The 22,801-nt window shown below is 71.4% G+C and carries 17 protein-coding genes; 7 read left to right on the top strand and 10 right to left on the bottom strand.

Going from position 1 to position 22,801, the window contains the following annotated elements:
* Nucleotides 1–854 precede the first annotated feature (854 nt).
* From ABZU46_RS16205 to ABZU46_RS16195, 3 genes are read right to left on the bottom strand one after another with little or no spacing between them, the layout of a single operon-like run.
* Nucleotides 855–1,616, bottom strand: a complete 762-nt coding sequence (locus ABZU46_RS16205; protein WP_354858349.1) for a succinate dehydrogenase/fumarate reductase iron-sulfur subunit — start codon at nt 1,614–1,616, stop codon at nt 855–857.
* On the bottom strand, nt 1,613–3,550 hold the full coding sequence (locus ABZU46_RS16200; RefSeq protein WP_354858347.1) for a fumarate reductase/succinate dehydrogenase flavoprotein subunit: 1,938 nt from the start codon (nt 3,548–3,550) through the stop codon (nt 1,613–1,615). The genes ABZU46_RS16205 and ABZU46_RS16200 overlap by 4 nt, the downstream gene beginning before the upstream one ends.
* A 1-nt stretch (nt 3,551) precedes the next feature.
* On the bottom strand, nt 3,552–4,235 hold the full coding sequence (locus tag ABZU46_RS16195; protein ID WP_354858344.1) for a succinate dehydrogenase cytochrome b subunit: 684 nt from the start codon (nt 4,233–4,235) through the stop codon (nt 3,552–3,554).
* Between the two features lie 83 nt (nt 4,236–4,318).
* Between ABZU46_RS16195 and ABZU46_RS16190 the strand changes: the two genes are divergently transcribed.
* Entirely contained in the window at nt 4,319–5,248 is a 930-nt protein-coding gene (locus ABZU46_RS16190) for a LysR family transcriptional regulator (RefSeq protein ID WP_354858343.1), read from the top strand.
* A gap of 49 nt (nt 5,249–5,297) precedes the next feature.
* On the opposite strand, the gene hrpA is transcribed toward ABZU46_RS16190, so the two are convergent.
* Nucleotides 5,298–9,362: an ATP-dependent RNA helicase HrpA gene (hrpA, locus tag ABZU46_RS16185; protein WP_354858341.1), complete on the bottom strand. Its 4,065-nt coding sequence runs from the start codon at nt 9,360–9,362 to the stop codon at nt 5,298–5,300.
* 120 nt (nt 9,363–9,482) lie between these two features.
* Here hrpA and ABZU46_RS16180 point away from each other — a divergent pair, with 120 nt between their 5' ends.
* Entirely contained in the window at nt 9,483–9,851 is a 369-nt protein-coding gene (locus ABZU46_RS16180) for a cytidine deaminase (protein ID WP_354858340.1), read from the top strand.
* Nucleotides 9,852–9,866: 15 nt separating this feature from the next.
* Here ABZU46_RS16180 and ABZU46_RS16175 read toward each other — a convergent pair whose 3' ends face one another.
* Nucleotides 9,867–10,226: a YciI family protein gene (locus tag ABZU46_RS16175; RefSeq protein ID WP_354858338.1), complete on the bottom strand. Its 360-nt coding sequence runs from the start codon at nt 10,224–10,226 to the stop codon at nt 9,867–9,869.
* A gap of 147 nt (nt 10,227–10,373) precedes the next feature.
* Here ABZU46_RS16175 and ABZU46_RS16170 point away from each other — a divergent pair, with 147 nt between their 5' ends.
* The 4 genes from ABZU46_RS16170 to ABZU46_RS16155 are packed head-to-tail and all read left to right on the top strand — an operon-like array spanning nt 10,374 to nt 14,405.
* Nucleotides 10,374–11,420 carry an iron ABC transporter permease gene (locus tag ABZU46_RS16170; protein WP_354858335.1) on the top strand — a complete coding sequence of 349 codons (1,047 nt, stop codon included), beginning with the start codon at nt 10,374–10,376 and terminating at the stop codon, nt 11,418–11,420.
* Nucleotides 11,417–12,514, top strand: a complete 1,098-nt coding sequence (locus tag ABZU46_RS16165) for an iron ABC transporter permease (RefSeq protein WP_354858332.1) — start codon at nt 11,417–11,419, stop codon at nt 12,512–12,514. Before ABZU46_RS16170 ends, ABZU46_RS16165 begins: the two co-directional genes overlap by 4 nt.
* Before the next feature lie 20 nt (nt 12,515–12,534).
* Nucleotides 12,535–13,458, top strand: a complete 924-nt coding sequence (locus tag ABZU46_RS16160) for an ABC transporter ATP-binding protein (RefSeq protein ID WP_354858330.1) — start codon at nt 12,535–12,537, stop codon at nt 13,456–13,458.
* Nucleotides 13,458–14,405: an iron-siderophore ABC transporter substrate-binding protein gene (locus ABZU46_RS16155; RefSeq protein WP_354858329.1), complete on the top strand. Its 948-nt coding sequence runs from the start codon at nt 13,458–13,460 to the stop codon at nt 14,403–14,405. Before ABZU46_RS16160 ends, ABZU46_RS16155 begins: the two co-directional genes overlap by 1 nt.
* Before the next feature lie 126 nt (nt 14,406–14,531).
* Here ABZU46_RS16155 and ABZU46_RS16150 read toward each other — a convergent pair whose 3' ends face one another.
* From ABZU46_RS16150 to ABZU46_RS16140, 3 genes are all read right to left on the bottom strand, one after another.
* Nucleotides 14,532–15,566, bottom strand: a complete 1,035-nt coding sequence (locus ABZU46_RS16150; RefSeq protein WP_354858327.1) for a hypothetical protein — start codon at nt 15,564–15,566, stop codon at nt 14,532–14,534.
* Between the two features lie 64 nt (nt 15,567–15,630).
* Entirely contained in the window at nt 15,631–16,275 is a 645-nt protein-coding gene (locus tag ABZU46_RS16145) for a hypothetical protein (RefSeq protein WP_354858325.1), read from the bottom strand.
* A 450-nt stretch (nt 16,276–16,725) separates the two neighbouring features.
* Nucleotides 16,726–17,949, bottom strand: coding sequence for an MFS transporter (locus ABZU46_RS16140; RefSeq protein ID WP_354858323.1), 1,224 nt, complete (start codon nt 17,947–17,949; stop codon nt 16,726–16,728).
* A gap of 403 nt (nt 17,950–18,352) precedes the next feature.
* Between ABZU46_RS16140 and ABZU46_RS16135 the strand changes: the two genes are divergently transcribed.
* Nucleotides 18,353–19,456 (top strand): LPXTG cell wall anchor domain-containing protein, encoded by a 1,104-nt coding sequence (locus ABZU46_RS16135; RefSeq protein WP_354858321.1) that lies wholly within the window; start codon nt 18,353–18,355, stop codon nt 19,454–19,456.
* A 14-nt stretch (nt 19,457–19,470) separates the two neighbouring features.
* Here the strand turns inward: ABZU46_RS16135 and ABZU46_RS16130 are convergent, their stop codons facing one another.
* Nucleotides 19,471–21,984: a DUF3516 domain-containing protein gene (locus ABZU46_RS16130; RefSeq protein WP_354858318.1), complete on the bottom strand. Its 2,514-nt coding sequence runs from the start codon at nt 21,982–21,984 to the stop codon at nt 19,471–19,473.
* Between the two features lie 76 nt (nt 21,985–22,060).
* Entirely contained in the window at nt 22,061–22,681 is a 621-nt protein-coding gene (trmB, locus tag ABZU46_RS16125) for a tRNA (guanosine(46)-N7)-methyltransferase TrmB (protein ID WP_354858358.1), read from the bottom strand.
* Nucleotides 22,682–22,801 lie beyond the last annotated feature (120 nt).

Raw genomic sequence — 22,801 nt, 5'->3', positions numbered from 1 at the left:
CCCGGCGCAGGGATCAAGCCTGACCGCCCTGCGCCGGGCACGGTCGCCCCCAGCCCGCGCTGGTCGCCGTCCGTGCGTTCGCTGCTGACGCCGTTCGTGGACTGGGCTGGGTCGTGCGTGCGTTCGGGTTGGCGTGCCGTTCGTGGTCGGGGCGGGTCCTGGTGCGTGTGCTCGCTGCTGGCGCCGTTCGTGGTCTGGGCTGGGTCCTGCGTGCGTTCGGGCTGGCGTGGCCGTTCGTGGTTCGTGTTGGGTTGCCGTCCGTGCGGTCGGGGTTGGGTTGGCCGTTCGTGGTCCGGGCTGGGCGGCTGTCGGTGTGTTCGTCGCTGGGCGCGGTGGTCGCTGGCCCGTGCGGGGGTGGCCGCAATGTGCTCCTGCCCCGATGGAAAGGCGGTCGCCTCTTGATCGACTCGGGTTCCAGGAAGTCGGGGTGTCGTGGGCGCCGGGACAGCCCGACTTCCTGGAACCCGAGTCGATCTGGTCGTGCTGCCCGTCTAACGCCCCCGGAGGTGGCGAAAATCGCGGGCATTCACCCTTTTTGTCAACCGCGCTGGACCGAAGCGGCACGTACGCCGAGGGTGCGGCAGCATGATCGACTCCGTTACGCCGATGCGGCGGCATCCGAGCCCCTCGGGCACCGCCACATCGGCGATATCGAGTGGATCTTGCGCTCGGGCCAGGCCCACCGGGCCAGGGCCAGGGCCGGCCCGGGGTAAGGGCTGGAGTCGGACCGGGACGGTCGCTGCGTTCGGCGGGTGCCCACCGAACGCCTGACCGCCGTGCCCCGAGGGTCGGGGCACGGCGGTCAGGGTGGCCAGGAGTGGCTAGAAAGGGCCGGGGGTGGCCGGGGCGGCGGGTCAGGAGCCGGGGGTGTTGCCGCCCTTCGTGGTGGCCGCGAGGTAGTCGCGGTTGAGCCGGCCGATCGTGTTCAGCGGAATGCCCTTCGGGCAGGCCACCGTGCACTCGCCGGCGTTGGTGCAGCCGCCGAAACCGGCCTCGTCGTGCGCGTCGACCATGCCGATCACCCGGGTGTAGCGCTCCGGCTGGCCCTGCGGCAGCAGCGAGAGCTGGGTGAGCTTGGCGGCGGTGAAGAGCATGCCGGAGCCGTTCGGGCAGGCCGCCACGCACGCGCCGCAGCCGATGCAGGCGGCCGACTCGAAGGCGGCGTCCGCGTTGGCCTTGGCGACCGGGGTGGAGTGCGCCTCGGGTGCGCTGCCGGTCGGCGCGGTGATGTAGCCACCGGCAGCGATGATCTTGTCGAAGGCGCCCCGGTTGACCACCAGGTCCTTGATGACCGGGAAGGCGCTGGCCCGCCACGGTTCGATGTCGATCGTCTCGCCGTCGGTGAACTGCCGCATGTGCAGTTGGCAGGCGGTGGTGCCGCGCTGCGGCCCGTGCGCGTCACCGTTGATCATCAGGCCGCACATGCCGCAGATGCCTTCGCGGCAGTCGTGGTCGAACGCCACCGGGTCCTCGCCGTCGAGGATCAGCCGCTCGTTGAGCACGTCGAGCATCTCCAGGAACGACATGTCCGGGGACACGTCGTTGACCGGGTAGGTCACCATCCGACCCTTGTCCTCAGGGCCCTTCTGGCGCCAGATGCGCAGGGTCAGGTTCACTTGTAGCTCCGCTGCGTGGGGTGGACGTATTCGAACTTCAGGTCTTCCTTGTGCAGGACCGAGGGCTCACCGGTGGCGGTGAACTCCCAGGCCGCCACGTACGCGAACCGGTCGTCGTCGCGCTGCGCCTCACCGTCGGGGGTCTGGTGCTCGGCCCGGAAGTGCCCTCCGCAGGACTCCTCGCGGTGCAGGGCGTCGATGCACATCAGTTCGGCCAGCTCGAAGAAGTCGGCTACCCGGCCGGCCTTCTCCAGCGACTGGTTCAGCTCCTCGCCCGTGCCGGACACCTTGACCCGCTGCCAGAACGCGTCGCGCAGGTCGCGGATCTCGCCGATCGCCTTGCGCAGCCCGGCCTCGCTGCGCTCCATGCCGCAGTGCTCCCACATGATCTGGCCCAGCTCACGGTGGAAGGAGTCCACGGTCCGGTCCCCGTTGACGGCCAGCAGCCGCTGGATCCGGTCCTCGACGTCGGTACGCGCCTCGACCGCCGCCGGGTGGCTGGCGTCGACCTTCTCCAGCGGGCCCGAGGCCAGGTAGTTGGCGATCGTGGTGGGCAGCACGAAGTAGCCGTCGGCCAGGCCCTGCATCAGCGCCGAGGCGCCGAGGCGGTTCGCGCCGTGGTCGGAGAAGTTCGCCTCGCCGATCACGAACAGGCCCGGGATGCTCGACTGGAGGTCGTAGTCGACCCACAGGCCGCCCATCGTGTAGTGCACGGCGGGGTAGATCCGCATCGGCACCTCGTACGGGTCCTCGCCGGTGATCCGCTCGTACATCTCGAAGAGGTTGCCGTACTTTGCCTCGATGGCGTTGCGGCCCAGCCGGCCGATCGCGTCGGCGAAGTCGAGGTAGACGCCGAGCTTGGTCGGCCCGACGCCCCGACCCTCGTCGCACACGTTCTTCGCGGCGCGGGAGGCGATGTCGCGGGGGACCAGGTTGCCGAAGGAGGGGTAGATCCGCTCGAGGTAGTAGTCCCGCTCGTCCTCCGGAATGTCGCGCGGGTTGCGGTCGTCGCCCTTGGTCTTCGGCACCCAGACCCGGCCGTCGTTGCGCAGCGACTCGCTCATCAGCGTCAGCTTCGACTGGTGGTCGCCGGAGACGGGGATGCAGGTCGGGTGGATCTGCGTGTAGCAGGGGTTGGCGAAGTACGCGCCCTTGCGGTGCGCCCGCCAGGTGGCGGTGACGTTGCAGCCCTTGGCGTTGGTAGAGAGGTAGAAGACGTTGCCGTAGCCGCCGGAGGCGAGCACGACCGCGTCGGCCATCTCGGTGCTGATCTCGCCGGTGACCAGGTCGCGGACGACGATGCCGCGGGCCTTGCCGTCGACGATGACCAGCTCCAGCATCTCGTGCCGGGAGTTCATCTCGACGTTGCCCAGGCCGATCTGCCGCTCCAGGGCCTGGTACGCGCCGAGCAGCAGCTGCTGGCCCGTCTGACCCCGGGCGTAGAAGGTGCGCTGCACCTGGGCGCCGCCAAAGGATCGGGTGTCCAGCAGGCCGCCGTACTCGCGGGCGAACGGCACGCCCTGGGCGACGCACTGGTCGATGATGTTGACCGACACCTCGGCCAGGCGGTGCACGTTCGACTCCCGGGAGCGGAAGTCGCCGCCCTTGACGGTGTCGTAGAACAGCCGGTGCACCGAGTCGCCGTCGTTGCGGTAGTTCTTCGCGGCGTTGATGCCGCCCTGCGCGGCGATCGAGTGCGCCCGGCGCGGGCTGTCCTGGTAGCAGTAGGACTTGACGTGGTAGCCCTGCTCGGCCAGCGTCGCCGCGGCCGAGCCGCCGGCCAGGCCGGTGCCGACCACGATCACGGTCATCTTGCGGCGGTTGGCCGGGTTGACCAGCTTGGCCTCGAAGCGCCGGGTCTCCCAGCGCTTCTCGATCGGGCCGGCGGGAGCCTTCGTGTCGGCGATCGGGTCGCCCTCGGTGAAGAGTTCCATGTCAGGACACCAATCCGGTGAGAACGGCGAACGGGACCACCAGGTATCCGGCGCAGAGCACCACGGCGAAGACGAGCGCGGCGTTGCGCGCCCGACGCTCGCCCCGGGGCGTCTGCTGGCCGAGGCTGCGGAACGCGCTGAACGCGCCGTGGCGCAGGTGGAAGCCGAGCGTGACGATCGCCAGGGTGTAGAAGAGCGTGACGTACCAGCGCTCCGGCGCGAAGTCGGCGACGACGTTGCCGTAGGGCTTGCCCTCGTTGCCGACCGGGTTGAGCGTGCCGGTGGTCAGGTCCAGGAGGTGGTAGATCACGAACAGCAGGATGATCACGCCACCCCAGCGCATGGTGCGGGCCGCGTAGCTGCCCCGGACCTTCTTGCGGTGGGCGTACTTCACCGGGCGGGCGGCGCGGGCGCGCAACGCCAGCACGGTGGCGGCCCAGATGTGGGCGACGACGGCCACCACGAGGACGGTGCGCAGGATCCACAGGAACCAGACACCGGGCAGCAACGGCTTGCCGATGTCACGCAGCCAGTGCGCGTAGTGGTCGAACGAGGTCTCCCCCGTGAACACCTTCAGGTTCCCGAGCATGTGCGCGATCAGGAACAGCACCAGCAGGATGCCCGTCACCGCCATGACGGCCTTGAGGCCGACGTTCGAGCGAATGGGCGACCGAGTTTTCGTCATTACCACGGGACCGACGCTAGGAGCACTTCGATCAGTCGTCCAATGCATCAAACTCGCAGTGTTAATAGCCTTAGGCTATGTAGATGCAGCTCCATCAGCTCCGGTACTTCGTTGCGGTGGCCGAAGTACGACATTTCACCCAAGCCGCCGACATCGTCGGCATCACTCAGCCTTCTCTCAGTAAGCAAATTCACGCTCTGGAGACCGACCTCGGGGCACCGCTGTTCGAGCGGGTACGGGGCAACATCGCCCTCACCGCGGCCGGCGAGGTGCTCCTGCCGTTGGCGACCCGGATCCTCGCCGACGTGGAGACCGCGACCCGGGAGGTGCAGGAGCTGGTCGGGCTCCGGCGGGGTCGCGTCCGGCTCGGCGCGACCCCGAGCCTCGCCACCTCGCTCGCCCCGCCCGTTCTGCGCCGGTTCCGCGACGCGCATCCCACCGTCGACCTACGCGTCGAGGAGGGCGGCTCGCAGGATCTCGTCCGGAACCTGCTCCGCGGTGACCTCGACCTGGCCCTGATCATCATGCCGGCCCAGGGCGCGGACCCGGGCCTGCGGGTCGACCCGATCCTGCGGGAGAGCCTGGTGGTGGCCTCGGTGGGGGAGGTGCCCACCGCGTCGCCGACCGGCGAGCTGCGCATCACCGACCTGCGCGACCAGCCGATGGTGATGTTCCGCGAGGGCTACGACCTGCGCGACGCAACCATCCAGGCGTGCCGCGAGGCGGGCTTCGAACCGAGCTTCGCGGTGGACGGCGGTGAGATGGACGCGGTGCTCAGCTTCGTCGAGGCGGGGCTGGGCATCGCGCTCGTGCCGGGCATCGTGCTGGCCCGCAGGCCGGGCGTGCGGATCACGCCCCTCGCTCCGCCCGGGGTGCGGCGGACCATCGCGGTGGCCCGCCGCCGCGACATCGTGCCGACCCACGCGGGTCGGGAACTGCGGCGGATCCTGCTCGACTACATCCAGTCGGCGATCGACCGGGGCGAGCTTCCGCCCGGCGTGGAACCACTGTGAAGCCCTCAGGCCCGGCCGGCCGCCGTCGCGTCCGGCCGGTCCGTCGGTCTCAGCGGCCCTCGGCGTCGTCCATCGCCCGGTAGATCCGCTGTTCGGAGACGGGGTACGGGGTGCCCAGCGCCTGGGCGAAGACGTTCACCCGCAACTCCTCGATCATCCAGCGGATCTGCCGGACGGCCGCCTCCTGCCGGCGTGCCGGCGGCAGGGCGGCGAGCAGGTCGTCGTACTCCTTCTGCACCGCCGCGATCCGGTCCTGCTGCTGCCGGTCCCGCTGGGGGTTGCCGCCCAGGCGGTCCAGCCGGCGCTCGATGGCGGTCAGGTAGCGCAGCAGGTCGGGCAGGCGGGCGTACCCGGTCTCGGTGATGAAACCGGCGTGCACCAGCCCGGCGAGCTGCTTGCGGATGTCGGCGAGCGCGGCCACCACGGCGAGGTTGCGGGTGGCGCCGAGTCGCTGTTCGACGGCGTACGCGGCGGCGAGGACCCGGCGGACCCGGTCCATCACCTCGACGACGGTGTCGACCAGGTCGGCGCGGACCTTCTCGCGCAGCGCCGCGAACCCCTCGGCGTCCCACGCCGGCCCACCGGCGTCCTCGATCAGCCGGTCGATGGCCGCGCCCGCCGCGTCCTCGATCAACTCCTGCACGCCGCCGTGCGGGTTGCGACTCAGCGCCAGCTTCGCCTCGTTGCTGAGTCGGCCCTGGAGGAACCGGGCCGGGGACGGCACGGTGAGCCGCAGCAACCGGCGGGTACCCGCCCAGTGCGCCGCCTCCGCCTCGGCGGGGGAGTCGAACACCTTCACCCCGACCGTGGCGCCCTCGTCGACAAGCGCCGGGTACGCGGTCACCGCGTAGCCGGCGCGCACCTGCTCGATGGTGCGCGGAAGATCGTCGATGCTCCACTCGCGCAGCCCCGTCCGGGCGACCTCCGGCGCGGCGGCCGCCACCACCTGGCGTACCTCCTGGCGCAGTTGGCGTTGCAGGGCCGGCAGGTCCTTGCCCTCGGCGACCGGCTTCTCGTCGGCGTCGAGCACCCGGAAGGTGACCCGCAGGTGTGCCGGCAGCTTGCCCGGCTCCCAGGCGTCGCGGGGCACGGTGACGCCGGTCATCCGCCGCAGTTGGCGGGTGAGCGCGTCCAGCAACGGCTCCTCGCCGGGTGTGATCGCGGCGAGCGCGGCCCGCGCGTAGTCCGGCACCGGCACGAAGTTGCGGCGGATCGCCTTGGGCAGCGAGCGGATCAGCGCGATCACCGTCTCCTCGCGCAGCCCCGGCACCTGCCAGTCGAACGTCTCTGCCGGCACCTGGTTGAGCAGCGGCAGCGGGATGTCCACGGTGACGCCGTCGGTCGGCGTGCCCGGCTCGAAGCGGTAGGTCAGCGGCAGACTCACCCCGTCGGCCTGCCACTCGTCGGGGTAGTCGCTCTCGTCCACCCCGGCCCGGCCGTCGTTGATGAGCAGTTCGCGGGTGAAGGTGAGCAGGTCGGGCTGGTCCCGGCGGGTGTTCTTCCACCAGCTGTCGAAGTGCCGGCCGGAGGACACGTCGGCCGGAATCCGCTGGTCGTAGAAGCCGAAGATGGTTTCGTCGTCGACCAGGATGTCCCGGCGTCGCGCCCGGCTCTCCAGCTCCTCGATCTCGGCGAGCAGGCGCTTGTTGTCCGCCCAGAACCGGTGGTGCGTCTGCCAGTCGCCCTCGACGAGGGCGTGCCGGATGAACAGCTCCCGACTCAGCGCCGGGTCGATCCGCCCGAAGTTGACCTTGCGGGAGGTGACCAGGGGGATGCCGTACAGGGTGACCTTCTCGTAGGCCATCACCGCGGCCTGCTTCTTCTCCCAGTGCGGCTCGCTGTAGCTGCGCTTGACCAGGTGCTGCGCGAGCGGCTCGACCCACTCCGGCTCGATCCGGCCGGCGATGCGGCCCCAGAGCCGGGAGGTCTCCACCAGCTCGGCGGCCATCACCCAGCGCGGCGGCTTCTTGAACAACGCCGACCCGGGGAAGAGCGCGAACTTCGCGCCCCGCGCTCCCAGGTACTCGTGCTTCTGGGTGTCCTTCAGCCCGATGTGCGACAGCAGACCCGGCAGCAGCGACTGGTGCACCTTCGGGGTGTCGATCTCCTCCGGCAGGTCCGCGCCACCGCGCCGGCCCCGGCCGGCATCCGCCTCGTCCGAGGTGTCGCGCGCCGGCCGCCCACCCCGCCGGTCGCTCTCCGCCGGGGTACGCAGCACCTGGCGCAACTGGCTGACGATGTCCTGCCACTCGCGGATCCGCAGGTAGTTCAGGTACTCCGCCTTGCACATCCGGCGGAACGCGCTGGACGACAGCTCCCGCTGCTGCTCGCGCAGGTAGCGCCACAGGTTGAGGTACGCGACGAAGTCCGACTCCTTGTCGGCGAACCGGGCGTGCGCCTGGTCGGCCTGGGCCTGCTTCTCCGCCGGCCGTTCGCGCGGGTCCTGGATGGAGAGCGCGGCGGCGATCACCAGCACCTCGGTGGCGCAACCGTTGCGTTCGCCCTCGACCACCATCCGGGCCAGGCGGGGGTCGACCGGTAGCTGGGCCAGCCGCCGGCCCAGCGCGGTGAGCCGCTTCGCCGGGTCGGCCTCGGTCGGGTCCAGCGCGCCCAGCTCGTGCAGCAGGTTGACGCCGTCGGTGATGTTGCGCTTGTCCGGCGGGTCGATGAACGGGAACGCCGCCAGGTCGCCGAGCCCGATCGCGGTCATCTGGAGGATGACCGACGCCAGGTTGGTGCGCAGGATCTCCGGGTCGGTGAACTCGGGGCGGGACAGGAAGTCCTGCTCGTCGTAGAGGCGGATGCAGATGCCGTCGGACGTCCGCCCGCAGCGGCCCTTGCGCTGGTTGGCCGACGCCTGGGAGACCGGCTCGATCGGCAGCCGCTGCACCTTGAGCCGACTGGAGTAGCGGGAGATGCGGGCGGTGCCCGGGTCGACCACGTACTTGATCCCGGGCACGGTCAGCGAGGTCTCCGCGACGTTGGTGGCGAGCACCACCCGGCGCGAGCTGTGCGCGGCGAAGACCCGGTGCTGCTCGGCGCTGGACAGCCGGGCGTACAGCGGCAGGATCTCGGTGCCGAGCAGGGAGCGCTTCTTCTGTACCAGCTTGCCCAGCGCGTCGGCGGTGTCGCGGATCTCCCGCTCGCCGCTGAGGAAGACCAGGATGTCGCCGGGGCCCTCGGCGGCCAGCTCCTCGACGGCGTCGCCGATCGCCTGGATCTGGTCGCGGACGTTCTCCTCGTCGCCGTCGCCCTCCTCCTCGCCGTCGGCGACCTCGACCAGCGGCCGGTAGCGCACCTCCACCGGGTAGGTGCGCCCGGAGACCTCGACCACCGGCGCGGGCACGCCCTGCGGCTCGTCGGCCGTGGGCGGGCCGGCGAAGTGCCGGGCGAAGCGGTCGGTCTCGATGGTCGCCGAGGTGATGATCACCTTGAGGTCGGGACGCCGGGGCAGCAGCTCCCGCAGGTACCCGAGGATGAAGTCGATGTTGAGGCTGCGCTCGTGCGCCTCGTCGATGATCAACGTGTCGTACTGGCGCAGCATCCGGTCGGTCTGCAACTCGGCCAGCAGGATGCCGTCGGTCATCAGCTTCACCAGGCTGCGCTCGCTGACCTGGTCGGTGAAGCGCACCTTGTAGCCGACCACGTCGCCCAGCTCAGTGCCCAGCTCGTCGGCGATGCGGTCGGCCACCGTCCGGGCGGCCAACCGGCGGGGCTGGGTGTGCCCGATCAGGCCGTGCACGCCGCGCCCCAGCTCCAGGCAGATCTTGGGGATCTGGGTCGTCTTGCCGGAGCCGGTCTCGCCGGCCACGATCACCACCTGGTGATCACGGATGGCGGCGGCGATGTCGTCCTTGCGCTCGCTGACCGGCAACCCGGCCGGGTACGTGATCACCGGCACCGCCGCCCGCCGGGCAGCCAGCCGTTGCTCGGCCCGGGTCAGCTCGGCGGTGATCTCGGTCAGCGCCGCCTCCCGGCGCTGCGGGTCGCGCAGCTTGCGGGCACCGTCGAGGCGCCGCTGGAGCCGGCGCTGGTCGCGGAACATCAGGGGAGTGAGGCGGCGGTGCAGCTCGCGGACGGGATCGGTCGCGGCGGAGGCGGCTGGATTCTGCATGTCGTGCCCAAGGATAGGCAGCGCGGCGGCGGATCGCCCCTGGGTTACCGCGCGAGGGGTGCGGCAGCGCGGGGACGGCCGTCTAGAGTTGCGGCCGACGTCGAGCGCTGGGGGGCCGGGATGGAGCTGCGGGACACCGACCGGGCGTTGGTGCAGGCCGCCACGGCGGTCGCCAAACTGCGGTGCCGCAGCCAGCGCCATACCGGCGCGTCGGCCGCCCGGACCGCCGACGGGCGGGTGTTCTCCGGCGTGAACGTCCAGCACGACAAAGGGGACATCTGCGCGGAACTGGTCGTGATCGGCACCGCCGCCACGCAGGGCGTGACCGAGTTGGAGACGATCGTCACGGTCACCGACCGGGGACGCGAGGTCGTCGAGCCGTGCGACCGGTGCGGGCAGGTGCTCGCCGCCTACTTTCCGTCGCTGCGGGTGATCGTCGGCGAGGGGGACGACCTGCGGGTGGTCCCGATCGAGGGCCTGCTCGGCTGACGAGCTCGGCTGGCCTCAGTCGCCGGAGGCCGCCTCCAGCATCGACCGGGGCATCGGCACGCTCTCGAACCGCACGTTGCCCTCCGGCACCATCCAACTCGTCACCCGTGCGACGAGCAGGCCGGCGCGGACGGCCGGATCGTCGGCGTAGAGCGCGCGCACCTCGTCCGGGGAGATCGAGAACACGACGAAGCCCCGTAGCTGGCCGTCGTCGGCGTCCAGGAACGGCCCGGCCGCCAGCACCAGCCCCTGCTCCACGAACCCCGCCTGGTGGGCCAGGTGGGCGCTCTGCACCCGGTCGATCGCCTCCGGTGGCAGGTCCGGCGGATCCGACGGCCGGACCAGGAGGACGACCGTGTGCTGGTCGAATCGCATGGTCACACCCTATGGCGCGATGGGCGCGGCGGCCGGGGACGGCGCGAACCGGAGGCGTCCGCTTCGGTATCGACCGACGCCGGTTAGGTCACTTTCTGCAGGTCGGCTAAGGTTAGGCGAACCTAAGCTCGAACGTGCAGGAGGCTCGTGACCACCCTCGTCGACCGGCCGACGCCGGCCCGCAACCGGTCCGGTGCCCGTACCGGCCGACGGGTGGCCGTCACCGTCGGGGCGGCACTGGTGCTGCTGCTCGCCGTGCTGGCGAGCTTCGCGCTGGGCAGCCGGCCACTCGGTGTGGATGCGGTCTGGCACGCCCTCGTCGCGCCGGACGGCAGCGACGCGAGCACGATCGTCCGGGAACTGCGCATGCCGCGTACCGCCCTGGGCCTCGCTGTCGGGCTCGCGCTCGCCGTGGCCGGGGTGCTGTTCCAGGCGCTCACCCGCAACCCCCTCGCCGAGCCCCGCATCCTCGGCATCAGCGCCGGCGCGTCGTTCGGCGTGGTGCTCGCCATCTCCGTCTTCGGCGTCGGCACACTCGCCGGCTACGTCTGGTTCGGCATCGCCGGGGCACTGGTCGCCGGGCTGCTGGTCTTCGCCATCGCCAGCCGGGCCCGCGAGGGCGCGAGCCCGGTCACCCTCGCGCTGGTCGGCGCGGCGCTCGACGCCAGTCTCGCCTCCGGGGTGTACGCGCTGCTCAGTATCGACGCCCGCACCTTCGAGGAGTACCGGTTCTGGGTCGTCGGCGGGTTGGCCGGCCGGGACCTCGGCGTCACCGCCCAGGTGTTGCCGTTCGTCCTCGTCGGGCTGCTGCTGGCGGCGCTGGTGGCCCGGGGCCTGGACGCGCTGGCTCTCGGCGACGACGTGGCCCGAGGGCTGGGCCACCGCATCGGGCTGGTCCGCCTCACCGGTGGCCTCGCCGCGGTGCTGCTGACCGGCGCCGCGGTGGCCGCCGCCGGACCGGTCGCCTTCGTCGGGCTGGCCGTGCCGCACCTGGCCCGCGCCCTGGTCGGTGCGGACCACCGCTGGACCCTCGCCGTCTCCGCCCTGCTCGGGCCCGCGTTGCTGCTCGGCGCCGACGTCGTCGGCCGGCTCGTCGCCCCGCCCGGCGAGATACCGGCCGGGATCATCACCGCCCTGCTCGGCGCGCCGCTGCTGGCCGTGCTGGTCCGCCGCGCCCGGGTGGTGACCGCGTGACGACCACCCAGCGCCCGGTCCCCGGCCCGGCCGGCCCCGCCGCCTCGGCCGGTGGCGGCTCCGCACGGCTGCCGGGGCGGTCACTGCTGCGGGTCGGCCCGGTCAGCCTGCAGATCCGCCGCCGGGCGGTGCTGGTCGCCGCCGTGCTGACCGTGCTGCTCCTGCTCGCGATGCTGCTCAGCCTGTCCCTGGGAACCCCGTACGTCGCCCCGGCCGACGTGCTGCGCGCGCTCTCCGGCGCCGGCACCCCGTACGACCTCGTTGTCCTTGATCTGCGGTTGCCCCGGATCGTGCTGGCCGCGGTGGCCGGGGCGGCCTTCGGCGTGGCCGGCACGCTGATCCAGAGCGTGGCGCGCAACCCCCTCGCGAGCCCGGACGTCATCGGCATCACCCAGGGCGCCGGCCTCGCCGCGACCGTGGCGCTGACCAGCGGCGCGGCGGCGGTGCTGGTGGCGCCGAGCGCGCTGGTCGGCGGCCTGCTGGCGGCGGTGCTGCTGTTCGCCCTCGGCGCCCGGCACGGACTGGCCGCGCAGCGGTTCGTCCTCGCCGGCGTGGCGGTCGCGTTCGCCTTCCGGGCGCTCACCGAGGTGGTCATGCTCACCGCCGACCCGATCGACGGCCTGCGGGCGCAGATCTGGCTGATCGGCACCCTCGCCGGCAAGGGCTGGACCGAGGCCGGCTGGATCGCCGGCACCCTGCTGGTGCTGCTGCCGGTGCTGGCCTGGGCCGGCTGGGCCCTGAACAGCACCGCCCTGGACGACGACACCGCGCGCGGCGTCGGGCTGCGTCCGGTGGCCCGCCGGATCGGGCTCGCCGGCACCGGCGTGCTCGTCGCCGCCATGGTCACCGCCCAGGTCGGCGCCGTCGACTTCGTGGCGCTCGTCGCACCTCAACTGGCCCGCCGGCTGGTCCGCGCCGAACGGCCCCCGCTGGTCTGCGCCGCCCTGCTCGGCGCGCTGCTGCTGGTGCTGGCCGACCTGGCCGGCCGGCGCCTGTTCGCACCCACCCAACTGCCGGCCGGTGTGCTGACCGCCGCGATCGGCGGCCCGTACCTGATCTTCCTGTTGCTTCGTGGACGGCGGCGGTCGTCGTGACGCCCTCAAGGAGTCGTGTGATGCTCTCCACCCGCGACCTGGTCGTCGGCTACGACGAGAGGACCGTGCTCGACGGGCTCACCCTGGACCTGCCGACCGACGCGTTCACCGTCATCGTCGGCCCCAACGCCTGCGGCAAGTCCACCCTGTTGCGCACGATGGCCCGGCTGCTCACCCCGCGACGCGGCACGGTCCTGCTGGACGGCGCCGCCATCCGTGACCTGCCCACCCGCGACGTGGCCCGCCGGCTCGGCGTCCTGCCGCAGAGCCCGCTGGTGCCCGAGGGCGTCACCGTGGCCGACCTGGTCGGGCGCGGCCGACAGCCGTACCAGCGGTGGTGGCGGCAGTGGTCGTCGTCCGACGGCGCGGCGGTGGACGAGGCGATGACCATGGCGGACGTGGCCGACCTGGCCGACCGGCCGGTGGACAGCCTCTCCGGCGGCCAGCGGCAACGCGTGTGGATCGCCATGACCCTGGCCCAGGACACCGACGCCCTGCTGCTGGACGAACCGACCACCTTCCTCGACCTGGCCCACCAGGTGGAGGTGCTGGACCTGCTGCACCGGCTACGCGTCGAGCGCGGCCGCACCGTGGTCGCCGTGCTGCACGACCTCAACCAGGCCGCCCGCTACGCCGACCACCTGATCGCGATGCGCGCCGGCGCGGTGGTGGCCGCCGGGCCGCCCCGGGAGATCCTCACCGCGGACCTGGTCCGGGACGTCTTCGGGCTGGCCTGCGTCGTCGTCCCCTGCCCGGTCACCGGTGCGCCGCTCGTGGTGCCCGCGCACACCGGCGGCCCCGCCGCCCGGCCGTCGGGCGCCGGTGCCCCGTCCGCTGACGCGGGCGACCCCGATTCGTCGACGGCGTCCGTCCCGGACGCCCGACCCGCCACCGGCGACGCGGCGACCCCGCTCGCCGGCACGTACCCCTCGAAAGGACTCTGATGCGTCGTCTCGTCGCCGCTCTCGCCGCGGCCGTCGCCCTCGGGGCCGGCCTCACCGCCTGCGGTGAGAGCGACCCGGTCGCCGGCTCCGCCACCGGGGAGACCCGGGAGATCACCCACGCCATGGGCACCACCAAGGTCCCGGCCGACCCCAAGCGCGTCGTCGTGCTCGACACCGACAAGATCGACACGGCGCTCTCGCTGGGCATCACCCCCGTCGGCGCCGCCACCGCCGGTGAGGCGAAGAGCTGGCCGACGTACTTCGGCGCGGACAAGCTCGCCGGCATCAAGGAGGTCGGGGTGCTCACCGAGCCCGACCTGGAGGCGATCAACGCACTCAAGCCGGACCTCATCCTCGGCAGCAAGTTCCGCCAGGAGAAGTTCTACGATGAGCTGGCCGCCATCGCGCCCACCGTGTTCACCGACAAGGTGGGCATCACCTGGAAGGACAACTTCCTCCTCGACGGCAAGGCGCTCGGCCGCGAGCAGCAGGCCAAGGACCTGCTCGGCGCGTACGAGAAGCGGGCCAAGGACTTCGGCGCCACCCTCGGCGACCCCGCCGCCCGCAAGGTGTCGATCGTGCGGTTCATCCCGGGCAACATCCGGGTGTACGGCCCGGACTCCTTCTCCGGCATCGTCATCGGCGACACCGGCCTCGGCCGCCCCGAGCGGCAGTTGCTCGCCAACAAGGAAGACAAGCGCTTCGACCTGGTCAGCCCCGAGCGGATCAACGAGGTCGACGGCGACGTCATCTTCGTGACCGCGTACGGCGACAAGGCCGCCGCCGAGCAGACCAAGGTGGCCGGCGGCACTCTCTGGAAGGGCCTCGGCGCGGTCAAGGCCGGCAAGGCGTACCCGGTCTCCGACGAGGTCTGGATGACTGGCATCGGCGTCGGCGCCGCCAACAAGATCCTTGACGACCTGGCCAAGTACCTCCCCGCCACCTGACAAAGCACCCCAGACGCGGGTGCCCACGCATCGCGGCCCCAAGATCCGCGCAGTTTCGGGGAAACTGCCTCACCAGCTCGCGAGGCAGCAGGATCCCTGAAGTTGCGCGGATCTTGGCTGTTGTGGTCAGCGGGGGTGGGCACCGGCGCGAGAAGCCAGGGCTTGGCGGAGTTCGGTCAGGAAGCCGGCGAAGTCCTCGCGGAACCGCTTCGCGGTGACGTGCAGAACGATCCAGTCCTCACCGAGCAGACGGTTGAGGCGACGCCGGTCGCGGTGGAACTGCTCGGGATCGTGGTGCCACAACCCGTCGTACTCGACCGCCACCTTGAGATGGGGCCAGGCCAGGTCGAGACGAGCCAGGAACTTCCCGTCGCGCTCCACGACGAACTGGGTCACGGGAGTAGTGACCCCGGCGAGCACGATCCGCACCCGCAGTCGGGACTCCGGCGTCGACTCCGCCCCGGCGTCGGCCAGATCGACCACCCTCGCCATGCTTCTCCAGCCCCGCTTACCGATCTGCGCTCGGGCGTCCGTGTGCAGTTGGGCGAGATCCACCAGGTGTTGGTGGGCAAAGCGGTCCACAATGGCGACCGCCTCCTCTGTCGGCAGCCACTGGGCCAGATCCCAACAGGTGCGCGTCGGCGTGGTCAGCGGGACGCCCTGGCGTACCGCCACGTCGGTGCTGGCGAGCGTGCCGGTGTGCACGACGAACCCCGATACCGGCCCGAATCGCTGACCGGCGGGCACAAGCACCTCCAAGGGCTGCGCGTCGGCGGCCGATGCGGCGCCGTAGAGCGCTGCCGCGCTGCGGCCAGCGATCACCACGCCCGGTGGCAGCACCCACCGTGCCGCGGCGGCGCAACGAGTGCGATGGGTGAGCGTCAGGTTGGCATCCGCGTACACGTCCCGAAACACGGGGCGCCATGCCGCGCTGCGCAACTCCGTCCGGGTGAGCAGGCCTTGAGCGACGACGTGAGAGCCGCGGAAGACGCGCCCCTGCAGCCTCGCCGGCCGTCGTGGGGAAACAGGCATGACGTCACCCTGACCGCCGGAACTGCCCGTTGGCAGCCCCTGTGGATAACCCCTCGCCGCTTCCGGAACGCCAAGATCCGCGCAACTTCGGGGTTCTTGCTGCCTCCCGACATCCTGAAGCAGCAGCATCCCTGAAGTTGCGCGGATCTTGGTGAATGTGGGTCTGGGAGGCGGGCGCGGCGGGGGTGGGTCGTTAGGCGGCGGTGGACCAGATGGCGCGGAAGGCGGCGGCTTCGCCGGAGAGCCATCGTTCGATCTGGTCGGGCTTGGCGTCGGCGGGTGTGCGGTGGGCCTGGCCTCGGCGGACGTCGACCAGGACCGGCTCGGCGTGCGGAAGGACCGCGTCCATGTGTCGGGCCATCAGGTGCAGGGTGGCGAGCACCGACTCCTCGGTCGGCGGGGCCTCGTCGAAGTGCAGGCGGACCGCTTCGGCGCGGCCGTCGGCGTGGCGTACCCCGAAATGGGGGTTGATCTTGACGGGTAGGTCGCCCAGCATGGCCAGGGCGTCGCGGGTCTGGGCGAGATCGACGGCGGCCGGCTCGCCGAGGGAGTGCAGCCAGGCCGTGGCGCCGGGGACCAGCGACTGGTAGAGCGGGCGCCAGCGCGGCTTGACCACGTCAACCACCCCGGTCAGGTGGGTGCCGCCGGTGTGAAAGGCGATGTCGGCCTTGAGCGCCTTGACGAACTGGCCGTGCGGGTTGAAGCCGGACCGGCTGGCGCGCTGCTTGCGCAGCCCGCCGACGAAGGTCGCCTTGGTGGGGCCGGTGCGGTCGACGTAGCGGGTGAAACCGAGCAGTGTGGCGTAGGGGGTGATGGGCGTGGAGGTGGGCGCGGTCACGGGCGTCCTCCCAGGTCAGGATCTTTATTAGTACATACATTCTAATCGACAGGTCTGACATTGCCCAGCGAAGTTGAGGGGTGGACCGCTGTCCCGTCCGCCGATAGGTGGCCAGTCCGATCGAAGGTGGCCAGCGGCACCGTCCCGGAGATGCTGCCCGCGATAGAGGCAGGTCCGGGCTAACTTCAAGATCGGCATCGACGGAAGCCGGTGCGCCGGGGTGGGCGCCGTCCGGCCTGGTCATTCCGGTCGGAACGCTCCGGCCGGTTCGCCGCGGATCTGCCAGCCCAGAGCGGAGTAGAGCCCTCGCCCGTCGGCGGTGGCGGATAGCAGCCCCGTGGTCAGGCCTTCGTCCAGGGCTCGGTTAGCGAGGATGGACATCACGGCGCGGCGCGCTTGAGAGAGGACGAAGAGGCGCTCATCGAACCATGATCATGATCCTCGGCTGGATTACGGGCGGGAGAGCTCGTCCTCGACGAACGTGGGCTTGGCCAGCGTGAACGCCGGGATGGCCGCCACGAGGGCGACGGCGAGCAGGAACAGCAGCGGAAGGGTCCACCCGCCGCTCACGTCGTGCAGCAGGCCGACGAGCAGTGGACCGAGCGCGCCGAGCGCGTACGCGACCCCCTGGGCAAAGCCGCTCAGCGCGACGGTGCCGGCCTGGGTTCGGGTGCGTACGTTGATGAGCACGAGGCTGACCGGGAACAGGATCGAACCCGAGCCGATAAGCAGCACCCAGAGCAGTGTGAGGGTCGCGGGCGCGAGCAGCAGGCCGAGGTAGCCGAGCGCGAAGCTGGCGATACCGGCGGCGATTAGCCGGCCGACACCCTGCAGCCGCGTGACGAGCAGGGGCGCAACGAGCGCGATGGGCGCGCTGATGATGCCGGTGACGGCGAGCAGCGCACCGGCTTCGGTCGGCGTCGAGTCGGCGATGTCGCCGAGGATCTCGGGCAGCCACGCGAAACACGCGTAGGTAAGGATCGTGCTGGTCGAGAACACGACGGTGATCGATAGGGCCGTGCGGGACCGCCACAGTCGCGTGACGAGGGTGGTGGGCGAGGACTCGACGGCGTCGGCATCCGGGAGTCGGCGGCGGCGCTCCCGCGCGATGGTGACGAGCCACGGAACGAGCGCGACCCCCGAGCTCGCCGCCCAGATGCCGAGCGAGAACCGCCACCCGACCTGCTCGGCGACCGGGGCGGCGACCGCCGCGGGCAGGGCCGTGCTCACGCCCAGGATGCAGACGTAGACGGCGGTCAGCAGCGCTACCCGGTCGGGGAAGTAGCGCCGCACGATCGGCGGCAGCAGCACATTGCCGATGCCCGTGCCGGCGAGCGCGACGACACTGCCGACGAGCAGCACCGCGTAGTCCGGGGCGGCCGCGCGCACGAGATGGCCGACGGTCATGAGCAGCAGCGCCAGCACGATGCCGCCGTCGAGGCCGATGCCGCGGGCGACGCGCGGCGCGACGAACCCCGATACCGCCAGCAGGATCGGTGGCAACGTGCCGAGCAGCCCGGCGCCGATGTTCGATATCGGGATGTCCACCCGGATGTCACCGAGGATCGGTGACATCACCGCAACCGTCTGGCGCAGGGTGAGCGCGACGAGCACGATGCCCAGCAGCGCGGCCGCGCGTCCCGCCCACAAGGTAAGGGGCCGGTCCTCTGTCATCCCCTTACTCTAGTGTTCCAGTCGAGATCGTGATCATCACGGTTCGGTGAGCGCCTGGAAGGCGGATGGCTGTTCAGTTCCGCGCCGCGCCCCCGGCGGCTCAGCTGCTCGGGGTGGCATGGGGTACGGCGTCCGCGCCGAGTTGTCCCAGTCCTGGCCGACGCCACGACTGCTGGCCAGTTACCTGCGGGACCGGACAGCCGCGCCCTGGAGACAGGACGTTTCGTCCGGTCGGGTGAGTGACACGGGTCACTGTCGGTGGGTCTTCGGCGGTAGCATCTGCCCGAGCTCACCGGCCGTTCCCATCCCGGAGTGACGCGGCGTAGGGGCACCCGTATCCGGCATCAGGGCGTCGCGCCGGCCGGGTCGATCCACTCCCGCTCACCTCATCGCAGGAGCATCCGTGATCAATGTCCGATCGTGGCGACGGCGAGCACTGGCTGCCCTCGGGGCGGTTGTGGTCAGCCTCGCCGGGACGCTGGCCTTCATGCCCACGGCGAACGCAGATCCCCCGGGTTTCACCGTCAACCACGAGGCACGGTGCATGGCCGACGGCACCTACCAGATCCAGTGGACCGTCCTTGCCGAGACCGCCCCGACCGACGCGACGCGATACCGGTTCGTCAAGGTCGAGGTGTATCCGCCCGACACCAGCATCGACCCCATCGCTGCCAGCCCCGAAGGCGTCTTCCCGCATTCCCTGGGCAAGCCGGTGACCGGCACCCAGACCCTGCCGGGCACCGCCACCTTCGCCGACCTGGCCGTGTGGGTGCAGTGGGACGACGGCTACTCCGAGACGTCCGGCGTCGCCGCTGGCGCCCCGCTCGACGGCAGGTGCGGGCAGCCGCCCACCGATCCGACGGCCAGTTTCCAGCCTCGGTGCGACGGCACCGTGCTGGTCGACCTGGCTAACCCGCCCGCCGGGCGGACGGTCGATGTGGTGCTCGCGACCTACCCCAAGGGCTACTCACGAACCGTCTCGCTGGCGCCGGGAGCGACGGCGAAGGGCATCGTGGTTCCCCGGGGATACGACTTCTTCTCGGTGACCGTCGCGGGCGCGAGCGAGGCGTTCGCCGTGTACTCCTGGGAGTTCGATCCGGGTCACTGCGTCGTCCCGGACATCCGTGCCCGCTCGACCTGCGAAAAGCTCGTCATCGCGGTGTCGGGACCGAATGTCGGTGTGAACTCGTTGGTCCTCTTCAATCCCAACCACGGCCCGGAGCAGCGGCGGCTCGTCGAAATGGGCACCACCGTCGACGTGTCCTTCCCGGCCGTCGCGGGGTTGGCCGTCGCGCTTCGGTCGGACGCGTTCGATCCGCAGGCCAGCCACCTCAACGGTCCGTACAGGTGGGAGCAGCCCGCCGGTTGTGCCGACGGCGGGGGAGGCGGCCTGCCGGTGACCGGTCAGTCGACCGGCGGCGTGCTCGCCGCCGCCGGTCTGCTGCTGGTCGCGGGCGCGACCCTGTTCGTCGTGGCTCGTCGCCGTCGGATCTGGTTCACCGTCTGACGGGCGGCGACGCGTCAGAGCTGGCCGACGTCCGTGATCCGGACGACCGCCGCCCCGACCTCGTCCGAGGCGACGAGGTCGATCTCCGCGCTGATGCCCCAGTCGTGGTCGCCGTCCGGGTCGTCGAAGATCTGCCGGACCGTCCACCGCTCCCGGCCCTGCTCGATCATCAGCAGCGCCGGGCCACGGGCGTCCGGCCCGACGCCGATCGAGTCGTACGCCTCGAAGTACGGCGCGAGGGCGTCGGCCCACGCGTCGTAGTCCCAGCCGTCCTCGGCGTCCAACTCGGCGAGCAGGTCCCAGCGGCGCAGCGCGGCCAGCTCGACGCGGCGGAACAGCGCGTTGCGCACCAGCACGCGGAACGCCCGCGCGTTGCGGGTCACCGCGGGTGGCCGGTCGGTCAGCGAGGCGTGCGTCTGGGCCACCTCGGCCACGTCGGACGGGTTGCGCAGCCGCTCCCACTCGTCGATGAGGCTGGAGTCGACCTGGCGGACCAGCTCGCCGAGCCACTCGATGAGGTCGATCAGCTCCTCGGTCTTGGCGTCCTCGGGCACGGTCTGGCGCAGCGTCTTGTACGCGTCGGCCAGGTAGCGCAGGACGAGACCCTCCGAGCGGGTCAGCCCGTAGAACTGCACGTACTCGGTGAAGGTCATCGCCCGCTCGTACATGTCGCGGACGATGGCCTTGGGGGAGAGCTGGTGGTCGGCGACCCAGGGGTGCCCCTGCCGGTACATCTCGTACGCGGCCTCCAGCAGCTCGGCCAGGGGCTTGGGGTGGGTGACCTCGTCGAGCAGTTCGAGGCGGGCCTCGTACTCGATGCCCTCGGCCTTCATCGCGGCGACGGCCTCGCCGCGGGCCTTGAACTGCTGCGCGGACAGGATCTGCCGGGGGTCGTCGAGGATCGACTCGATCACGCTCAGCACGTCGAGCGCGTACGACGGGGACTCGGCGTCGAGCAGTTCGATGGTGGCCAGGGCGAGGGGGGAGAGCGGCTGGTTGAGCGCGAAGTCGAGTTGGAGGTCGACGGTGAGGCGGATCCGCCGGCCCGTCTCGTCGGGCTCGGGCAGCTCCTCGACCACCCCGCCGGCGCGCAGGGCCCGGTAGATGGCGATGGCCCGGCGGATGTGCCGGCGCTGGGCGGCCGGCTCCTCGTGGTTGTCGGTGAGCAGGTGCCGCATCGCCGTGAAGGCGTCCCCGGGGCGGCCGATGACGTTGAGCAGCATCGAGTGGCTGACTCCGAAGCTGGAGGTCAGCGGCTCCGGCTCGGCGTCGACGAGCCGGTCGAAGGTGGGCTGGCCCCAGCCGATCGAGCCCTCCGGCGGCTTCTTGCGGACCACCTTGCGGCGCTTCTTCGGGTCGTCGCCGGCCTTGGCGAGCGCCTTCTCGTTGTCGATGACGTGCTCGGGGGCCTGCACCACGACCCGGCCGATGGTGTCGTAGCCGGCCCGGCCGGCCCGCCCGGCGATCTGGTGGAACTCGCGGTTCTTGAGCAGCCGGGTCCGCACCCCGTCGTACTTGGACAGGCCGGTGAACAGCACGGTGCGGATCGGCACGTTGATGCCGACGCCGAGGGTGTCGGTGCCGCAGATGACCTTGAGCAGGCCGGCCTGCGCGAGGGTTTCCACGAGCCGGCGGTACTTGGGCAGCATGCCGGCGTGGTGCACGCCGATGCCGTGCCGGACCAACCGGGACAGCGTCTTGCCGAAGCCGGAGGTGAACCGGAAACCGCCGATCGCCTGGGCGATCATGTCCTTCTCGGCGCGGGTGCAGACGTTCACGCTCATCAGCGCCTGGGCGCGTTCCAGCGCGGCGGCCTGGGTGAAGTGCACGACGTACACCGGGGCCTGCTTGGTCTCCAGCAGCTCCTCGAGCGTCTCGTGCAGCGGGGTCATCGCGTACGAGAAGATCAGCGGGACCGGCCGCTCCACCGAGCGCACGACGGCGGTCGGCCGCCCGGTGCGCCGGGTCAGGTCGTCGACGAACCGGGTGGTGTCCCCCAGGGTGGCGGACATCAGGACGAACTGGGCCTGCGGCAGCTCGATGATCGGCACTTGCCAGGCCCAGCCCCGATCGGGCTCGGCGTAGAAGTGGAACTCATCCATGATCACCTGGCCGACGTCGGCCTTGGCGCCCTCGCGCAGCGCGAGGTTGGCCAGGATCTCCGCGGTGCAGCAGATGATCGGGGCGTCGGCGTTGACGCTGGCGTCGCCGGTGAGCATGCCGACGTTCTCGGCGCCGAAGACCTCGCAGAGCGCGAAGAACTTCTCCGACACCAGGGCCTTGATCGGCGCGGTGTAGAAGGTCGTCCGGCTGTCCGCGAGGGCCGCGAAGTGCGCGGCGATGGCCACCAGGCTCTTGCCCGAGCCGGTGGGTGTGTTCATGATCAGGTTGGCGCCGGAGACGATCTCGATGACCGCCTCCTCCTGATGGGGATAGAGGTCGAGGCCGCGCTCCTTCGCCCAACTGGCGAACGCGTCGAAGAGGGTGTCGGGGTCGGCGCTTGTCGGCAGCGCGGCGGTGAGCGTCATATCCCATCCATGGTGCCTGGATCATGCCCCCGCGCGCCAACCCGACCTCCGCCGGGCACCCGTCCGGGCCGGCTCGTCACCGTCGGCGGTAGATCAGGTCGGCCACCGGCCGCCCGGCGATGATCGCCCGCCGCTCGAACTTCGTCACCGGGCGGTGCGCCGGACGCGGCGCGAAGCCGCCGTACGCGTCGACGAGCTCCGGGTCCGCGTCCAGGGTCTCCCGCATCGCCTCGGCGTACTCGGCCCAGTCGGTCGCGCAGTGCAGCGTCCCGCCGGGGACCAGCCGGGAGCGCAGCAGCGCCACGTGCGCCGGCTGGATGATCCGCCGCTTGTGGTGGCGGGCCTTCGGCCAGGGGTCGGGAAAGAAGATGTGCACGGCGTCCAGGACGCCCTCCGGCAGGCCGCTGACCAGCTCCAACGCGTCGCCCTGGGCCACCCGTACGTTGCCGAGGTCACTGCGGTCCACCAGGTCGAGCAGGTTCGCGATTCCCGGCGTGTGCACCTCGACCGCCAGATAATCTCGATCCGGGTCGGCGGCGGCCATCGCGGCGGTGCTGTCGCCCATGCCCGAGCCGATCTCCAGCACCACCGGGGCCCGACGGCCGAACAGGGCGGTCAGGTCGACGGGCTCGCCCGACACGTCCCGGCCGTAGGACGACCAGAGCCGCTCCAGCGCGTCGGTCTGGCGGCCGCTCATCCGGCCCCGTCGGGGGTGGAAGGTGCGGATCGTCCGGCCCGCGGGCGGGACGGTGGCGGGGTCAGGGTCGGTGGTGGTCACAGCGACCCGAGCGTACGCGACGTCGTCCGCGGATCGGAT

The organism is Micromonospora sp. NPDC005197, from assembly GCF_040608295.1.
Classification (GTDB): Bacteria; Actinomycetota; Actinomycetes; order Mycobacteriales; family Micromonosporaceae; genus Micromonospora.
This window is presented reverse-complemented; position numbering and strand designations above follow the sequence as displayed.

Excerpts from the sequence above, each read along its gene's own strand:
- ABZU46_RS16200 (WP_354858347.1), bottom strand. The coding sequence starts at position 3,550 with ATGGAACTCTTCACCGAGGGCGACCCGATCGCCGACACGAAGGCTCCC.
- ABZU46_RS16195 (WP_354858344.1), bottom strand. The coding sequence starts at position 4,235 with ATGACGAAAACTCGGTCGCCCATTCGCTCGAACGTCGGCCTCAAGGCC.
- ABZU46_RS16190 (WP_354858343.1), top strand. The coding sequence starts at position 4,319 with ATGCAGCTCCATCAGCTCCGGTACTTCGTTGCGGTGGCCGAAGTACGA.
- hrpA (WP_354858341.1), bottom strand. The coding sequence starts at position 9,362 with ATGCAGAATCCAGCCGCCTCCGCCGCGACCGATCCCGTCCGCGAGCTG.
- ABZU46_RS16180 (WP_354858340.1), top strand. The coding sequence starts at position 9,483 with ATGGAGCTGCGGGACACCGACCGGGCGTTGGTGCAGGCCGCCACGGCG.
- ABZU46_RS16175 (WP_354858338.1), bottom strand. The coding sequence starts at position 10,226 with ATGCGATTCGACCAGCACACGGTCGTCCTCCTGGTCCGGCCGTCGGAT.
- ABZU46_RS16160 (WP_354858330.1), top strand. The coding sequence starts at position 12,535 with ATGCTCTCCACCCGCGACCTGGTCGTCGGCTACGACGAGAGGACCGTG.
- ABZU46_RS16155 (WP_354858329.1), top strand. The coding sequence starts at position 13,458 with ATGCGTCGTCTCGTCGCCGCTCTCGCCGCGGCCGTCGCCCTCGGGGCC.
- ABZU46_RS16150 (WP_354858327.1), bottom strand. The coding sequence starts at position 15,566 with ATGCTGCTGCTTCAGGATGTCGGGAGGCAGCAAGAACCCCGAAGTTGC.
- ABZU46_RS16140 (WP_354858323.1), bottom strand. The coding sequence starts at position 17,949 with ATGACAGAGGACCGGCCCCTTACCTTGTGGGCGGGACGCGCGGCCGCG.
- ABZU46_RS16130 (WP_354858318.1), bottom strand. The coding sequence starts at position 21,984 with ATGACGCTCACCGCCGCGCTGCCGACAAGCGCCGACCCCGACACCCTC.
- trmB (WP_354858358.1), bottom strand. The coding sequence starts at position 22,681 with ATGAGCGGCCGCCAGACCGACGCGCTGGAGCGGCTCTGGTCGTCCTAC.